General features: G+C 55.8%; 18 protein-coding genes. 12 read left to right on the top strand and 6 right to left on the bottom strand.

Annotation, left to right across the window (positions count from 1 at the left end):
• Positions 1-5 precede the first annotated feature (5 nt).
• The 6 genes from AC2FIC_RS13240 to AC2FIC_RS13215 all read left to right on the top strand — a co-directional run bounded on the left by AC2FIC_RS13240 (position 6) and on the right by AC2FIC_RS13215 (position 4455).
• Positions 6-590 carry an OmpH family outer membrane protein gene (locus AC2FIC_RS13240; protein WP_496691267.1) on the top strand — a complete coding sequence of 195 codons (585 nt, stop codon included), beginning with the start codon at positions 6-8 and terminating at the stop codon, positions 588-590.
• 72 nt (positions 591-662) lie between these two features.
• Positions 663-1136, top strand: coding sequence for a 3-hydroxyacyl-ACP dehydratase FabZ (gene fabZ, locus AC2FIC_RS13235; RefSeq protein WP_496691266.1), 474 nt, complete (start codon positions 663-665; stop codon positions 1134-1136).
• The gene (gene lpxA, locus AC2FIC_RS13230) at positions 1133-1918 is read left to right on the top strand and encodes an acyl-ACP--UDP-N-acetylglucosamine O-acyltransferase (RefSeq protein ID WP_271947043.1); all 786 of its coding nucleotides are present in this window, start codon (positions 1133-1135) and stop codon (positions 1916-1918) included. Before fabZ ends, lpxA begins: the two co-directional genes overlap by 4 nt.
• A gap of 4 nt (positions 1919-1922) precedes the next feature.
• Entirely contained in the window at positions 1923-2717 is a 795-nt protein-coding gene (locus AC2FIC_RS13225; RefSeq protein WP_496691265.1) for an LpxI family protein, read from the top strand.
• Positions 2717-3874 (top strand): lipid-A-disaccharide synthase, encoded by a 1158-nt coding sequence (gene lpxB, locus AC2FIC_RS13220; RefSeq protein ID WP_496691264.1) that lies wholly within the window; start codon positions 2717-2719, stop codon positions 3872-3874. The genes AC2FIC_RS13225 and lpxB overlap by 1 nt, the downstream gene beginning before the upstream one ends.
• Entirely contained in the window at positions 3874-4455 is a 582-nt protein-coding gene (locus tag AC2FIC_RS13215; RefSeq protein ID WP_496691263.1) for a hypothetical protein, read from the top strand. The genes lpxB and AC2FIC_RS13215 overlap by 1 nt, the downstream gene beginning before the upstream one ends.
• On the opposite strand, the gene mnmA is transcribed toward AC2FIC_RS13215, so the two are convergent.
• Positions 4452-5597: a tRNA 2-thiouridine(34) synthase MnmA gene (gene mnmA / locus AC2FIC_RS13210; protein WP_281994637.1), complete on the bottom strand. Its 1146-nt coding sequence runs from the start codon at positions 5595-5597 to the stop codon at positions 4452-4454. The genes AC2FIC_RS13215 and mnmA overlap by 4 nt on opposite strands.
• A gap of 129 nt (positions 5598-5726) precedes the next feature.
• On the opposite strand from mnmA, the gene sciP reads away from it, so the two are divergent.
• The 5 genes from sciP to AC2FIC_RS13185 all read left to right on the top strand — a co-directional run bounded on the left by sciP (position 5727) and on the right by AC2FIC_RS13185 (position 11392).
• Positions 5727-6020, top strand: coding sequence for a CtrA inhibitor SciP (gene sciP, locus AC2FIC_RS13205; protein WP_281994636.1), 294 nt, complete (start codon positions 5727-5729; stop codon positions 6018-6020).
• Between the two features lie 82 nt (positions 6021-6102).
• A complete protein-coding gene (ctrA, locus tag AC2FIC_RS13200; protein WP_496691262.1) occupies positions 6103-6819 on the top strand; it encodes a response regulator transcription factor CtrA in 717 nt (238 codons plus the stop codon).
• A gap of 123 nt (positions 6820-6942) precedes the next feature.
• Positions 6943-9069 carry an NAD-dependent DNA ligase LigA gene (ligA, locus tag AC2FIC_RS13195; RefSeq protein WP_496691261.1) on the top strand — a complete coding sequence of 709 codons (2127 nt, stop codon included), beginning with the start codon at positions 6943-6945 and terminating at the stop codon, positions 9067-9069.
• Positions 9066-11156, top strand: coding sequence for an ATP-dependent DNA helicase RecG (gene recG / locus AC2FIC_RS13190; RefSeq protein ID WP_496691260.1), 2091 nt, complete (start codon positions 9066-9068; stop codon positions 11154-11156). The genes ligA and recG overlap by 4 nt, the downstream gene beginning before the upstream one ends.
• Before the next feature lie 62 nt (positions 11157-11218).
• Positions 11219-11392 (top strand): hypothetical protein, encoded by a 174-nt coding sequence (locus AC2FIC_RS13185; protein ID WP_496676229.1) that lies wholly within the window; start codon positions 11219-11221, stop codon positions 11390-11392.
• A 185-nt stretch (positions 11393-11577) separates the two neighbouring features.
• Here AC2FIC_RS13185 and AC2FIC_RS13180 read toward each other — a convergent pair whose 3' ends face one another.
• Both AC2FIC_RS13180 and AC2FIC_RS13175 read right to left on the bottom strand, forming a co-directional pair.
• Positions 11578-12216 (bottom strand): MarC family protein, encoded by a 639-nt coding sequence (locus tag AC2FIC_RS13180; protein WP_142633886.1) that lies wholly within the window; start codon positions 12214-12216, stop codon positions 11578-11580.
• 60 nt (positions 12217-12276) lie between these two features.
• Complete coding sequence (locus AC2FIC_RS13175) at positions 12277-12729, bottom strand: iron-sulfur cluster assembly scaffold protein (RefSeq protein ID WP_281972123.1); 453 nt, start codon at positions 12727-12729, stop codon at positions 12277-12279.
• A gap of 48 nt (positions 12730-12777) precedes the next feature.
• Here AC2FIC_RS13175 and hisI point away from each other — a divergent pair, with 48 nt between their 5' ends.
• Positions 12778-13167, top strand: a complete 390-nt coding sequence (hisI, locus tag AC2FIC_RS13170; protein WP_496691259.1) for a phosphoribosyl-AMP cyclohydrolase — start codon at positions 12778-12780, stop codon at positions 13165-13167.
• Between the two features lie 4 nt (positions 13168-13171).
• On the opposite strand, the gene gluQRS is transcribed toward hisI, so the two are convergent.
• From gluQRS to trmFO, 3 genes are read right to left on the bottom strand one after another with little or no spacing between them, the layout of a single operon-like run.
• A complete protein-coding gene (gene gluQRS / locus AC2FIC_RS13165; protein ID WP_496691258.1) occupies positions 13172-14068 on the bottom strand; it encodes a tRNA glutamyl-Q(34) synthetase GluQRS in 897 nt (298 codons plus the stop codon).
• Positions 14065-14679 (bottom strand): class I SAM-dependent DNA methyltransferase, encoded by a 615-nt coding sequence (locus AC2FIC_RS13160; RefSeq protein WP_496691257.1) that lies wholly within the window; start codon positions 14677-14679, stop codon positions 14065-14067. The genes gluQRS and AC2FIC_RS13160 overlap by 4 nt, the downstream gene beginning before the upstream one ends.
• Positions 14680-14716: 37 nt before the next feature.
• Complete coding sequence (trmFO, locus tag AC2FIC_RS13155; RefSeq protein WP_496691256.1) at positions 14717-16057, bottom strand: methylenetetrahydrofolate--tRNA-(uracil(54)-C(5))-methyltransferase (FADH(2)-oxidizing) TrmFO; 1341 nt, start codon at positions 16055-16057, stop codon at positions 14717-14719.
• Positions 16058-16134: the final 77 nt, after the last annotated feature.

The following is a 16134-nucleotide window of genomic DNA, read 5'->3' as shown; positions in this document are numbered from 1 at the left end:
CTCGGATGCGAGGTAGTCTTCAAACCTATATGCAGGGCCCCATTCGGGCCCTGTGTCTTTTTCTGACCTTAACCCTGGCAGGACCGGTTACCGGACAGCAGCTTGGCGTAACACAAGCCAGCGTCCTGACAATCTCCAGCGAACGGCTGTTTTCTGACTCGGCGTTTGGACGTCGCATTCTCAGTGAGATCGAAGCAGAAGGGGCTCTGTTGGCTGCTGAGAACGAGCGGATCGTTGCAGAGCTCAGCGCGGAGGAGAAGGACCTCACCGAAAAGCGCGCCTCTCTGTCTGCTGAAGAATTTCGTCCCCTCGCAGAGGCGTTCGACAGAAAGGTTCAGAACCACCGAGAAGGGCAGCGCGCCAAGCTTGATGCCCTTGCGCGTCGCAGTGAAGATGCACAACAGATGTTTTTTGAACTCGCCCGCCCAGTTTTGATCGATCTTTTGCGCGAATCTGGCGCCTCGGTCATTATTCAACGCTCCAGCGTGTTTCTCAGTTCGGATCTGTCCGATGTGACAGATGCCGCCATCACCCGAATTGATACAGCCATTGGTGATGGAACAACACTTGACGAAGGTACAGGCGAATAGGTTTGCTTGCCCTCGGGTCGCGGTGTTGCTAACCACATTGAAAAGAGAAATCCAGAACAGGATATCAGAACTATGAGCACGGACACCAAAAGCGCCGACATTCAGCTGATTCAACGGATATTGCCGCACCGCTATCCGTTTCTGCTGGTCGACAAGGTGGTCGAGATTTCAGGCTATCAGTCAGCGGTCGGCATCAAGAACGTCACTATGAACGAGCCGCATTTCCAGGGCCATTTTCCTGGTACGCCGATCATGCCTGGTGTGACCATTGTTGAAGCAATGGCGCAGACCGCAGGTGTTATGCTTGGCGTTGGGATGGATGTCATCGACAGCGACTTGTTGATCTATTTCATGAATATCGACAAGTGCAAGTTCCGCCGCAAAGTCGTGCCCGGTGACGTGCTCGAGATGCATGTTGAAACTGTGCGCGGCAAGAAGGGTGGCAAGATTTTCAAGTTCTCTGGCAGGGCCACGGTTGATGGAGAGGTCGCAGCCGAAGCTGAGTTCTCAGCCTATGTTGATTGGGACATGGAAAAGACAACATGAGTGGCATTCACCCTAGCGCAATCATCGAAGACGGTGCTCAGATCGGAGAGGGCTGTGTCATCGGCCCTTTTTGTTTTGTTGGTTCAAGGGTGCGGTTGAAAGACCGGGTAGAACTGAAGTCGCATGTTGTTGTTACCGGTGACACCGAGGTGGATGAAGACACCATAATCTTCAATTTTTCGGTCATCGGTGAAATCCCGCAAGACCTTAAGTTCGGCGGTGAAGATACGCGGTTGGAAATTGGCAAACGAAACCGTATCCGTGAACATGTAACAGTGAATTCTGGAACAGACGGCGGTGGCGGTGTAACCCGGATTGGCGATGACTGTTTGCTGATGGCTGGTGTTCACGTGGCTCACGACGTTCAGATTGGCAATCGCGTGATCATGGTGAACCATTCTGGTGCCGCGGGACATTGCATTATCGAAGACGATGTTATCGTCGGTGGGATTTCGGGTTTGCATCAATGGGTTCGTGTGGGCCGAGGGGCGATTATCGGCGCGCTGACGATGGTGCCCAACGACGTGATTCCCTATGGGCTTGTTCAAGCGCCTCGCGGCGAGCTGGACGGCCTGAATCTTGTTGGCCTCAAACGGCGTGGTGTCGCACGAGCTGATATTTCAGCTTTACGCGCAGCGTTTCGCGAATTGTCCGATGGTGACGGAACTTTTATGGACCGCGCCAAGCGCTTGGGTGAAGATGCCGAAAGCGAATATGTCCGCGAAATCGTCAATTTCGTAACCGGCGATTCGGATCGGTCCTTTCTGACACCGAGGAAGTAACATCATGTTGGCACTGATCGCGGGAACAGGTGTGTTGCCGGACGAAGTGGTTTCCTGTCTGGCTGAACGGCCCTTGATCTGCGCGATGGAAGGCTTTGCCCCGGATACTCTGTCTGCTGACATCGTTTTCCCGCTGGAACAGCTTGGATCATTCATCGCGGATCTCAAAACCCGTGGCGTAACTGAAATCTGTATGGCCGGAGCGGTTCAACGTCCCGCCGTTGACCCGTCGCGCATTGATGCCGCGACGATGCCGTTGGTGCCTATTCTGGTGCAGGCGATTCAGTCCGGCGATGACGGCGCATTACGGGCTGTCATTGGGATATTCGAAAACTCAGGCCTGAATGTCCGTGCCGCGCATGAGATTGCGCCTGAACTGCTGCCTCCGCTTGGTTGTTTGACAGAGGCACAGCCCTCAGACGCGGATCGGGCAGATGCGGATCGGGCATCCGGTATCCTGCGTGCCATGGGGGCAGCTGATATCGGCCAGGCCTGTGCAGTTTCCAAAGGGCAGGCTTTGGCGATCGAAGGGATTTTTGGCACCGCATGGATGCTCGAGTCTCTGACTCAACGGCCCGATGCGGGGGGTGGGGTGCTTTTCAAGGGTCCAAAGCCTGATCAGGACTTTCGCGCGGATCTGCCAGCTATTGGACCTGAAACCATTTCCAGCGCCGTCGCAGCTGGTTTGTCCGGGATCGTGATCGAAAAGGGCGGGGTGCTTGTATTGCAGCGACAACGTGTAATTGCTGAGTGCGATCGCCTGGGTTTGTTCCTTTATGTGCGTGAGCGAACCAACTGATGCGGGTGTTTCTGGTCGCCGGCGAACCTTCGGGCGATCGATTGGGCGGCGCGTTGATGGAAGGGCTACGTGCCCTTGTCCCAGATGTTACATTCGACGGGGTCGGCGGACCATTGATGCAGGCCCAGGGTCTGAACAGCCGCTTTCCGATGTCCGAATTGTCAGTGATGGGCCTGATCGAGGTATTGCCAAAATTCTTTCACCTCAAGCGCCGGATATCTGAGACAGCGCAGGCCGTTCTGGACACCAAACCTGACGTATTGATCACCATCGACAGTCCGGACTTCTCGTTGCGCGTTGCCAAGTTGGTCAAAGCAGCAAGCGATACTCGAACCGTCCACTATGTGGCCCCCAGCGTTTGGGCCTGGCGACCGGGGCGTGCGGATAAGATGGCCAAGGTCATCGACCATGTGCTGGCGTTGCTTCCGTTTGAGCCGCCCTATATGGAACGCGCCGGGATGGAATGTGATTTTGTTGGCCATCCGGTTGCAAGCGAACCCATCGCGTCTGATCGCGATATCCAGGAGTTTCGCGCCGCCTATGATCTTGGGGAAGCTCCGCTGGTTCTTGCCTTGCCGGGGTCGCGCAAGGGTGAGGTTGACCGTCTGGCCCCTGTATTCGGTCAGGCCTTGGGGCAGTTCCTAGCCGACCGGCCGGGTACGCGGGTTATTGTTCCGGCGGTTGCGCATATGGTCGAGGCCGTAACCGAACATCTGCAGACATGGCCAGGCAATCCCGTCGTGATCGACCCGCGCAATGTTCCGACCGAAGAGGCGGTTCAGCAGAAACGCGCAGCCTTTGCCGCAGCGGACCTTGCTCTGGCGGCATCGGGTACCGTGTCGCTTGAACTTGCAGCTCAAGCAACACCCATGGTGATTGCCTACCGCCTCAGCTGGCTGACCCAGAAACTGGCAGTACGTATGGTCAATCTGGACACGGTTACATTGGTCAATCTTGTCTCGGAAACGCGTTCCATCCCGGAATGCCTGCTGGATGACTGCCTGCCGGACAAGATTGCCGTAGCGCTACGAGAGGTCGCCCTGAAACCTGACGCGCAGCGCAACGCGATGGATCTGACAATGGAGCGCCTGGGCCGTGGCGGCGACGCCCCTGGTTTCAGAGCCGCAAAGGCCGTGTTGGCCAGAATGCCGTCCTGATGGCCGAGTTCATCCTCTTTGGTTTTTCGGCCTTTCTGGCATTGATACTGACCAATCTGGATAATCTTGCCGCCTTGGTGGCGCTGATCTTGGTGTCAGGGGATATACGGGCCGTCTTTGGCTTTCTGTTCGCACAGGCCTTGGTGATTTCGGCGTCCTTGCTGTTCGCCATGGGGATCGAGGGCGTAATACCGGGCTGGGCCGGGTATCTGGGGATGATCCCGCTGACACTGGGCTGTCTGGCCGCCATCCGCCAATGGCGCGGGCAGGGCGTCGACACTCCTGCGCATCTCGAAGCCGGAGCATCAATTTTGGTGACAACCTTACTGTTTACCAGCCTGTCGATGGACACTTTGGCCGTTCTGGCGCCGTTATTGGCGGATTCAACGCCAGGCTTTCGGATCGCCGGAGCCTTCGGCGCAGGGCTTGCCGTGGTAGGATTGGCCACGCTGGCGCTGCTGGGCGCCAAATCTCCGCTCATCAGTGGTCGCATCGCGCGCAAGCTTGAGATGCTTGTTCCTTACGTGATGATCTGCGCTGGTCTTTATATTCTCAGCAACTCGTGGACCGACGCAGTTTAGTATCCGCGCCAAATCCAGCCGCCGCCAAAGATGCGGCTGCCTTCGGACGCATAGAAGACACAGGCCTGACCGGGCGACACACCTTCTTCCGGGGTCAGCAACTCGACCTCGGCCGTGGTTTCCGAAAGCGGGCGGATGATGGCCTCACGCGGGGGTCGGGTCGAGCGAACCTTGACCAGGACGTGCCATTCATCGCGTGACGTAAACGGCTCATCGCCCAGCCAGTTGATCTCACGCACCGGAATAGTGCGGGTGGCCAACATCTCTTTGGGGCCAACCACAACCTGTTTCTTGTCGACATCCAGCTTCACCACGTAAAGCGGGTCGCTGAGGCCTCCGATACCAAGCCCGCGGCGCTGACCAATGGTATAGTGGATTACCCCGTTATGCTGGGCCAGCACACGACCATCCGCATGAACGATCTCACCCGGTTCCGCCGCGCCGGGGCGCAGCTTTTCGATGACGCTGGCATAGTTGCCGTTGGGCACGAAACAGATGTCCTGACTGTCGGGCTTGTCGGCAACAGCCAACCCATATTGCGCCGCCATTTCGCGCGTCGCGTCCTTGGACGGCAGGTGGCCCAGCGGAAAGCGCAGGAAATCCAGCTGTTCCGGGGTGGTCGAGAACAGGAAATAGGATTGGTCGCGGTTGGCATCCTCGGCGCTGTGCAACTCTGGCCCGTTGGGGCCTGTCTTGCGCTGAATATAATGGCCGGTGGCCATGCAATCAGCCTCAAGATCCTTGGCGGTTTCCAGCAGGTCCTTGAATTTCACCCGTTCGTTACAGCGAATGCAGGGAACCGGCGTCGCACCGGCCAGATAGCTGTCGGCGAATTCGTCGATCACGGCGTCCTTGAAGATGTTCTCATAATCCAGAACGTAATGCGGAAACCCGCGTTCCTCGGCCACGCGGCGCGCATCGTGAATGTCGATACCTGCACAGCAGGCCCCCTTTTTGGCCAGCGCAGCACCGTGGTCATACAGCTGCAGGGTGACGCCGATGACGTCATACCCCTGATCCGCCAAATGCGCGGCCACGACCGAGCTGTCCACGCCTCCGGACATGGCAACTACCACCCGCGTTTCAGACGGGGGCTTGGCAAAGCCAAGAGAGTTCAGCGGTGTCTCGGTGTCGAGGGCCATGACGGTTCCAGTACGGGTTAAGAAAGACCGGCAGAATATAGGAAAATTCTAGATACTCTCAAGGGGCGGTTTCACAACACATTAAGTAGCATGGTGTCAGCTTTGTCGCAGCACGAAGAGGACCGAAAGATGTATTTGCACAAAGTAGAGGGGCCCAGGTCGGTAACCCTGCCGGATGGAACGGTATTATCCCGGGCTGATCTGCCGCCAAAAGAGACAACCCGCTGGGTGGCATCCCGTAAAGCGATTGTAGTCCGTGGCGTTCTTTACGGATTGATTACGCTTTCAGAAGCCAAAAACCAATATGGCCTCAGCGATGAAGAATTTAATTCCTGGGTTTCTGCGGTCGCAGAACACGGAACGGACGCTTTAAAGGTCACCACGATAAAAAAATATCGACAACCTAAAGGAGAGTGTGAATAAATGATTCAACGGTAACGTCAGATTAACCATTTTTGAGCAGGCTCGATTTTAATCGGTAAATTGAGCTGAATTGGAGCAGTAAATGCGTATACTTCTTGTCGAGGATGATCCAACCACGTCCAAAAGCATCGAACTGATGCTGACACATGCCAATCTGAACGTATATGCGACAGATTTAGGCGAAGAAGGGATCGACCTCGCAAAACTTTACGATTACGACCTGATCCTCCTTGATCTCAACCTTCCGGATATGAACGGGCATGAAGTGCTGCGCCAGTTGCGGGTTGCGCGGGTGGAAACGCCGATCCTGATCCTGTCGGGGGCCGACGATACAGAAAGTAAAATTAAAGGCTTCGGATTTGGTGCTGACGATTATCTGACCAAACCGTTCCATAGAGAAGAATTGGTTGCACGTATTCACGCCATTATTCGCCGCTCAAAAGGGCATTCTCAATCCATAATCCACACCGGGCGCGTTGCAGTGAATCTGGATGCGAAAACCGTCGAAGTGGAAGGCAAGGCCGTTCACCTGACCGGCAAAGAATATCAAATGCTCGAACTTCTGAGCCTTCGAAAGGGAACAACCCTGACTAAAGAGATGTTCCTTAACCATCTCTATGGCGGAATGGATGAGCCCGAATTGAAAATCATTGACGTCTTTATCTGCAAATTGCGCAAAAAACTTAGCAATGCCACCGACGGCGAAAATTATATCGAGACCGTCTGGGGCAGGGGATATGTGTTGCGAGATCCTCAGAAAAACAGCGTCGACGAACCTCGCATTGCGGTTGGCGCCTAGGCGCGCAAGTTTTACGTCGCCAAGGGTCCGGGGCGACACCCTCGCTCACTGAACAGCACGTCTGGACCTAGCCATGCCCTCGCCCTATCACTGAACTCCAAGAACAGTTGACGGGGCGAGGGCATGAGCAATTCCATTTCTGTATCAGACCTGACGGAAGATCAGGCACGCAATGAACTGGCGCGGCTGGCTGGGCTTTTACATCATGCGAACGCATTGTATCACCAGAAAGACGCCCCCGAGATTTCTGATGCCGACTATGATGCGCTGAAACTCAGAAACTCAGAAATCGAGTCGCGATTTCCGCAACTCAAGCGATCTGACAGCCCATCGGATATCGTTGGTGCCCGCCCCGCCGATGGGTTCTCCAAGATTTCACATGCCGTACGCATGCTGTCTTTGGGCAACGCTTTTCAAGACGAAGACGTCTCTGATTTCGATCGGTCCGTCCGAAAATACCTAGGGTTGGATGACGAGACGAGTTTGAGCTATACGGCTGAGCCCAAGATCGACGGTCTCTCCCTTTCGCTTCGGTATGAGAGGGGTAGGCTTGTCCAGGCGGCCACGCGGGGAGACGGAGAAGTCGGGGAAAATGTTACCGCAAATGCGCTGACTATTTCGGATATCCCACAGGTAATCACCGGCGCACCAGACATCCTTGAGGTTCGCGGCGAGGTCTATATGTCTCACGACGACTTTGATCGTCTAAATGAGAGCCAGTCCAAGAAAGGCGAAAAAACCTTCGCCAATCCGCGAAATGCCGCCGCAGGATCCCTTCGTCAGTTGGATTCCGCAATTACCCGTTCTCGTCCCCTCAAGTTTTTTGCTTATGCCTGGGGGGAGCTGTCTGAGCCTCTGGCAAGCACCCAATACGAAGCCATACAGCGCCTGAAGGAATTCGGATTTTCAACCAACCCGCTAACCCGTTTATGCGCGGATACAAAGCAGATTCTGGATCACTATCGCAGCATCGAGCTGCAGCGCGCGACGCTTGGATATGACATTGATGGTGTGGTCTACAAGGTAAACGATCTTGCGCTGCAATCACGGCTTGGCTTCCGGTCCAGCACACCCCGCTGGGCAATTGCGCATAAATTTCCGGCCGAGCTTGCCTGGACTCGTCTTGAAGCGATCGACATTCAGGTTGGCCGCACCGGCGCGCTGAGCCCGGTGGCTAGGCTGCACCCGGTTACTGTCGGCGGTGTGGTCGTGTCGAATGCAACGTTGCACAACGAAGATTACATTTCTGGTAAAGACGCAAAAGGCGGCGAGATACGCGAAGGCAAAGACATTCGGATCGGCGACTGGGTTCAGGTTTATCGCGCCGGCGATGTGATCCCGAAGGTTGCCGATGTCGACATTTCGAAACGCCCGGATGATGCCGAAAAGTTTATCTTCCCGGAAAAATGCCCTGAATGTCACAGCGATGCGATCCGCGAGGAAGGTGACGCGGTCCGTCGCTGTACCGGCGGCGTTATCTGCCCTGCGCAAGCCGTTGAGAAATTGAAGCATTTCGTCTCACGCAAGGCGTTTGATATCGAAGGGTTTGGAGCAAAGCAGATTGAGATGTTCTATGATGATCCCGATCTGCCAGTTCGGACCCCGGCTGACATTTTTACTCTGAAACAACGAGATAGTGCAAACCTGAACAGGCTGGCTAATCGCAAGGGATGGGGGGCGCAGAGCGCCACCAATCTGTGGCAAGCGATTGATGAAAAACGAGTTATTCCACTGGGTCGGTTGCTGTTTGCACTTGGCATTCGACATGTCGGCGAGGCAGCGTCGAACCTAATCGCAACGCATTACGGATCATGGGATGAGCTGGAAAAAGCGGTTACCATAGCGCATAGTCAGACCGGGTCAGAATGGGATGAGCTGCTGAACGTTGACGGTGTTGGTGAGGTTATGGCCCGCGCATTGGTTTCAGCCTTCGCCCAACCTACCGAACGGCAGAGCATCGACGATCTTGTGGCTCAGCTTGATGTCCAAGACGCGAAACGGCCCGATACCTCGGGCAGCCCTGTTGCGGGGAAGACAGTGGTTTTTACGGGAACGCTTGAAAAGATGACCCGCGCCGAGGCCAAGGCTCGTGCCGAGGCATTGGGCGCCAAAGTGTCGGGATCGGTCAGCAATAAAACCGATCTTTTGGTTGCAGGACCGGGTGCTGGATCAAAGGCGAAAAAGGCGGCTGAACTTGGTATTGAGACGCTGGACGAAGATGGCTGGTTGCAGCTGATCGACGGCAAATGAGTGGTCGGCCCGAATCTCTGTTCCCGCTGTTTTCGCGGCTGGAAACGCTTGACGGCGTGGGGCCGAAAACGGCTCAGGTCTTGGCGCAGTCAGGTGTCGAGACCCCGCGCGACGTCTTGTTCGGGCTGCCTTATGCGGTGATTGATCGGCGCAGGCGCGATACCATTCAAGGCGTCGATTTGCCTTCGACGCTGACCGTAGAAGTCAGCGTTGGCATCCATCGCCCCCCTAGAAACAAGGGCGGTGCGTACCGTGTCCATGTTGAAGACAGCCAGACTGAATTTCAGTTGGTGTTCTTTCATGCCCGCGGCGATTACTTGCAAAAAGTGCTCCCTCAGGGCGCGCGCAGGGTGATTTCTGGCAAGATCGAGCTTTTCGACGGGATCGCTCAGATGGTCCACCCGGATCACATGCTGCCGCCTGCGGATGCAAAGGATATCCCTGAGTTTGAGCCTGTCTATCATTTGACCCAGGGGCTGACCCAGAAAACTGCCTTCAAGGCCGCGCGTAGCGCGGTTGCACTCTCGCCGGAATTGACGGAATGGATTGATCCCGCGCAGGTCGCAAAAGAGAACTGGCCAGACTGGTTGAGCGCTGTACAAGCAGCGCATAATCCGCAGGGTGCGGATGATGTAGCGTCTTTTTCTCCAGCGCATGAGCGTTTGGCCTATGATGAGCTGTTCGCGCATCAACTGACGTTGGCATTGGCCCGCCAAAGAGAGCGCAGGGTCAAGGGGGTCGCCAGCGCTGGTACGGGCAAGCTGCAATCCCGTGTGTTGTCGAACCTGCCATACAAGCCCACCAACGCCCAACAGCGCGCTATTCAAGAGATCGCAGGGGATATGGCCTCCGATACGCGCATGAACAGATTGCTTCAGGGGGATGTTGGGTCCGGCAAGACTCTGGTTGCGTTCATGGCACTGCTGGTCGCGGTCGAGGCGGGCGGGCAGGGCGTCATGATGGCCCCTACCGAGATACTGGCTCAGCAGCATCTGGAAGGGTTGCGCCCCCTCGCCGAAGAGGCGGGCGTGGTTCTGGAAATCCTGACCGGTCGCGACAAGGGGGCGGATCGGCGTGCCAAGCTGTTGGCGCTTCAACGGGGGGATATTCACATTCTGGTGGGCACTCACGCCGTATTTCAAAGCGATGTCGCGTTTCAGGAATTACGGCTGGCAATCGTCGACGAACAGCACCGATTTGGGGTCCGTCAACGCATGGAGCTGTCGGAAAAAGGCAGGGGGGCGGACGTTTTGGTCATGACAGCAACGCCTATTCCACGCAGTCTTGCCCTGACTCAATACGGTGACATGGACGTGTCCGTGCTTGATGAAAAGCCGCCGGGGCGAAAACCTGTCAAAACAGCGGTTGTGAGCACTGAACGGATTCAAGAAGTTGTCTCGCATCTGCAAAAAGCTATTGCTGAGGGCCGCCAATGCTATTGGGTCTGCCCGCTTGTCGATGAATCCGAAGTATCGGATCTGACCGCTGCCGAGGAACGGTTCAAAAGGCTGCGTGCCATTTTGGGGGACGGGATAGTGGGGCTGGTTCACGGCCAAATGCCGCCCGCCGACAAAGACGCAGCGATGAAGGCATTTCAGCAGGGGCAAACCAAAGTTCTGGTGGCGACCACGGTAATCGAGGTTGGCGTGAATGTTCCAAATGCCTCGATCATGGTCATCGAAAGGGCCGAGATTTTTGGCCTGGCGCAGCTGCATCAGCTTCGCGGTCGTGTTGGGCGAGGCGAGGCAGAATCGACATGTCTGCTGATGTATCAGCCACCCCTCGGCGAAGGGGGGCGCAAAAGGCTGGAAGTTCTGCGCGAAACAGAAGACGGGTTCAGAATCTCAGAGACGGATCTGCAAATGCGTGGAGCGGGCGATCTGATCGGTACCGCGCAGTCAGGTCTGCCGAAGTTCCGTATCGCCGATTTGGAAAGGCAGGCCGGTTTGATGGCCGTTGCGCAGTCTGACGCAAGGGCTCTGCTGGGCGTGGACGCCAAACTTGAAACGCAAAGGGGCAAGGCGGCTCGTGTTCTTTTGTGGCTGATGAAACAGGATCAGGCAATCCGTTTGATATCAGTTGGTTAGACGAAAAGAGGAACATTAGTTCACAAATGTTCTCAAAAAGTTCTTTACCAGGACATCAAAATATGAGAACAAAAGGTCAACAAAGGATTAAAACCCTGACCGGAGGTACCCATATGCTGACCCAGATCAAGACCACCCTAAGTCGTTCCCAGTCGACGCTGCTGCAGGACGCAGCAGGTGCGGTTGCACTGGTGGTCATACTTATGGTCGCACTTCATCTTCCCGGAACGTATTAAGTCTTTCTGCCTGCGATCTCGTGCCGATCACGCCGCGCTTGTCATCCCCATTTCAATCAAGGGTGACCTGCCTGTCCCAATACCCTTGAAGGGCCATGCCTCGGCCCCGCGCGGATATCCGGACCCCACATGAGAAACGCATTACCTGCCGCCGCCCTTTCCGCCCGAAAGGAGCGGCGGTTTTTTTAAAGCTGGCCGGTTTTCATAATTTCCAACAACGCCGACAGAACCGAGTTTACTGCGACCGATGCCAGGATCATCCCCATGACACGGCTGATGATCGCGGCGCCTGAATGGCCGATCAGCCGAATGATCGGTTCGGCCAGCAACATCAGGACAAAGGCAATCGCAACAACCGACAGCATGACCAAAGCAGTGATCCCCTGATCAGCAACACTGTACCTGTTGTTATCGGTCAAGATGACGATGGCCAGCATCGCACCTGGTGAGGCAAGCGAGGGGACGGCAAGAGGAAAGATCGCTGGGTTGTGTTTGTGGAGTTCGTCTTTGATGTCGTCCTCAGCAGCGCGCTGCTCGACTTCCTGTTTGGGCTCGCCAAAAATCATGGTCAGCGCGAACAGGAAAAGGATAATGCCGCCAGCGACTTGAAAAGAGTTCAGGCCGATATCCAGCGCCTCGATCAGCAGTTGCCCGAAGACCAGGAAAAACAATAGAATCCCGGCGCTTATAAGCGAGGCCACAAGCGCCATCTTACGGCGTGCGGCGGCCCCAAGCCCTGCGGTAACAGCGATGAAGACCGGGATTGTTCCAATCGGATCAATAACAACCCAAAGCGTGACAAAATGCTCAAGTAAACCGTTCAAAACTGGAATTCCCTTCGTTTATTCCGAAAGGCTATAACGTTTCGCCCGTCAAAACCATGTTTAGGCGCAATTTGCACGTTCCGCCTGTTCAAATGCCTCTGCGGTTGCATCAAGAACCAGCAGGATCGAGGCATGACGGTTCTTATATTCCCGTGCGGGCATCAAAACCTCTAGCCCATCAAATGGGGCCTCGGGTGCCGATCCATCCTTTTTCAGCATGGCGGACAGTTGCTCGCGCGCCTTTTCGACCTGAGCACGCGTTGTTCCGACGATTGCCCCGCCAACAACCGAAGCGGAGGCCTGTCCCAAAGCACAGGCTTTCACGTCCTGACCGAACTCTGAAATTCTGCCATCCTGAACTTTGACATCAACCGTGATGGTCGACCCGCATAGGGGCGAGCGTTTTTTCACCGTAGCGTCAGCATCATCAAGCCGGCATAGGTGTGGGATGTCAGCAGCAAGGGCCAGAATTCGGCCAGAGTATAGCTTTATCAGGTCATTCTCGCCGGACATGGCTTTCCCTCGTTGAATGTTCCCAATACATAGTGGCCATCCACCGGGATGCAAAAGGTTTTTGTCATGTCTTCCTCAGTCGCGTTCGATGCATCGAGTTTGAAATTCAACGAGGCTGGGCTGATTCCAGCCATCGCTCAGGACGAAAATACGGGCGAGGTATTGATGATGGCCTGGATGAACCAGAGCGCCATTGAAAAGACGCTCGAAACCAGACGCGTTACCTATTGGTCCCGCTCGCGCCAGTCATTCTGGATCAAGGGTGAAAGCTCGGGCCATGTGCAGGAATTGGTTGATCTCCGCGTGGATTGCGACCGGGATTGCCTGCTTGTCCTTGTGCGCCAGACCGGCCCGGCCTGCCACACCAACCGTCGGTCGTGCTTTTACACAGCGGTCAGAGACGGGGACGAGGTCGAAATCATGACCCCTATGGCTTGATCGGTCAAAGCCCCACCATCGCCCGAATATCTTCGGGCGTCGCCCCTTCGTCGCGGAACTTGGCAATGGCTCGCGCATCGTCGCGTTTAGCCAGCCGTTTGCCGGCCTGATCGCGTATCAGGCAGTGATGCAGGTAGATGGGTGTCGGCAACTTCAACAACGCCTGCAGCAGAACGTGGATACGTGTGGCTTCGAACAGATCCTGACCGCGAACCACATGCGTAACTTTTTGTGCAGCGTCATCCAGAACGACCGACAGATGATATGACGTCCCCATATCCCGACGCGACAGAACGACATCCCCGATCGTGTCCAACATCTCGGCCTGGGTGAACCGGACTTTACCGGATTCCGCGCTCGGGCCTTCTCCGATCTCTTGAAACGATGCGGTGTTATTATCGTTCTGAAACAGACTTTTAGCTTGTTCTACAGCTGCCGCCATATCCAATCGCAACGGAACATCCAGAGGGCGCGGTTGCTCCGTTGAACCCAGCTGTTCCCAGCGTACACGACAGGTCCCCGGATAGATAAGCCCATCTGGTCCATGAAGCGGGGCCCCTTCCTGAGGGGCGCTGGCTGCGTTAGCGATGTCTTTTCGATTGCAGGTGCAGGGGTACAGCAACCCTCGCGACCACAGATTATCCAGCACGGCATCATAGGCGGCAGCTCGCGTGGATTGGCAGAGCACCGGTTCCGGCCACGACAGGCGAAGCCAGCGCAAATCATCGTAAATCTGAGTTTCCCATTCTGGACGCGAGCGTGAGCGGTCGATATCCTCGATCCTCAGCAAAAACTGGCCATCCTTCGACTTTGCAAAATCATGAGCCAAAATCGCCGAATACGCGTGGCCCAGATGCAGTGGTCCTGTCGGCGAAGGGGCAAATCTTGTTACTAAAGTCACACTTTTTCAACAATATAGATGTCAGACTTCATGTCCATTCCGGGAAGGTGCGGGCCATATTCCCGGAACAGCAATCGTGCTGCGCCCATATCCAGCCACTCACTTAGGCGAACGGTATAGCTGTGATCTTCAAGCGTATGATCATTAAAAGAAAAAGCAATAAGGCCGCCTGACGGTAACGCGTTGATGAGCATATCCAAAGTCTCAGGTGGTGCGGCACCCACGCCGATGACCCCGATTGCGGTGATGACCTTATACGCGCCAGACTGCAGCGGGCTGGGATCTGCGATGTCAAAGCTGATCAGGTTGCGATAAACCCCCTTTGCCAGAGCGCCCTCTAACATCTGCGGGGTGGGGTCTATTCCATCGACGACCTCAAACCCGACCGCGTTCAGCGCGACACCTGACAGGCCGGTACCGCAGCCATAGTCCAGAATTGGGGTTTTGGGCTCGGGCAGTTGCGACCAGAGTGCCCGGGCGATACGTCCCGGGGTCGCATAACCGTTTGACCCAACCTCATCGTCATAAGACGAGGCCCATTTTTGATAATGTGCTTCGGTCGCCTGAGGCGAATCCAGCCCATAGACATCCTTTAGGAATTTATCGCTCATACCGATATGTTAGGACGTCGGAGCCGGACCCGTCCAGTCACCAATGCGCCAACCACTTGGTCCATTCTTCCTTGGCCCGGTCAGTATAGGCCTTGTAGCGGTCTTTTCTGCCACGCCGACCGCCTTTTAACCCATCGACAGGACGGAATAGACCGAAATTCACGTTCATAGGCTGGAATGTCTTTGCCTCGGCACCGCCAGTGATGTGGTGGATCAAAGCGCCCATGGCACTGTCCTGCGGAACTTCGGGAACGGTACGGCCCAACATCTCGGCAGCAGCCAGACGTCCGGCCAAAAGACCCATCGCGGCGCTTTCCACATAACCTTCGACACCGGTAATCTGACCAGCGAACCTGATATTGGGCTTTGATTTCAGTCGCATCTGGGAATCCAGCAAAGTCGGAGAATTGATGAACGTATTGCGATGAATACCGCCCAGCCGCGCAAAACTGGCATTCTCCAACCCCGGAATCATGCGGAACACATCGGTTTGGGCTCCGTATTTCATCTTGGTCTGAAAGCCGACAATGTTGAACAATGTTCCTAGCGCGTTATCCCGGCGCAGTTGAACCACCGCATGGGGCTTTACCTCGGGCTGATGCGGGTTCGTCAGGCCGACCGGCTTCATCGGTCCGTGGCGCAACGTTTCACGACCCCGCTCGGACATAACCTCTATCGGAAGACAACCATCGAAATAGCCTGCGGTCTCTCCTTCATGGAACTCGGTCTTGTCCGCGGCCAGCAGAGCGTCGATGAAGGCGTCGTACTGTTCTCGGTCCATCGGACAATTCAGGTAAGCGGTGCGTTCTTCTTCGGTCTCACCCTTGTCATACCGAGATTGCATCCAAGCTTTGCTCATGTCGATGCTGTCTGCATAGACGATTGGTGCAATGGCATCAAAGAACGCCAACGACTCGGCGCCGGTTTCCGCGCGGATTGCTTCTCCCAATCCAGCAGACGTCAGTGGGCCGGTGGCGAAAATCCATTGGCCGTCATCGGGCAGGGCGGTCACTTCTTCTCCAGTGATTTCGACAAGGGGGTGAGCCTTTAACCTGGCCGTCACAGATTCAGCAAACGGATCGCGATCCACAGCCAATGCGCCCCCGGCCGGCAGTCGGTGCGCATCTGCCGTTTTCAAGATCAACCCTTCGGCCTCGCGCATTTCCCAATGCAGCAGTCCAACGGCGTTCTGTTCGTCATCATCCGACCGGAATGAGTTCGAGCAGACCATCTCGGCCAAGTTGCCGGTCTGATGCGCAAAAGTTCCGACTTTTGGGCGCATTTCGTGAATCACGACCTCGACGCCCATTTCCGCCGCCTGCCATGCGGCCTCGGACCCGGCCATGCCGCCGCCCACGATATGCAATTTCTGTGTCATAAGCTGCCACATAGGGCACAGAAGATCGCAACGCAACACAGCAGCGATGGCGCACGGGAAATCATGTTTTCGAGGGA

It is taken from the genome of Ruegeria sp. CDSC079 (assembly GCF_059610505.1).
The sequence above is the reverse complement of the archived record's forward strand: the minus strand, read 5'-3'. Positions and strand labels throughout refer to the sequence as shown.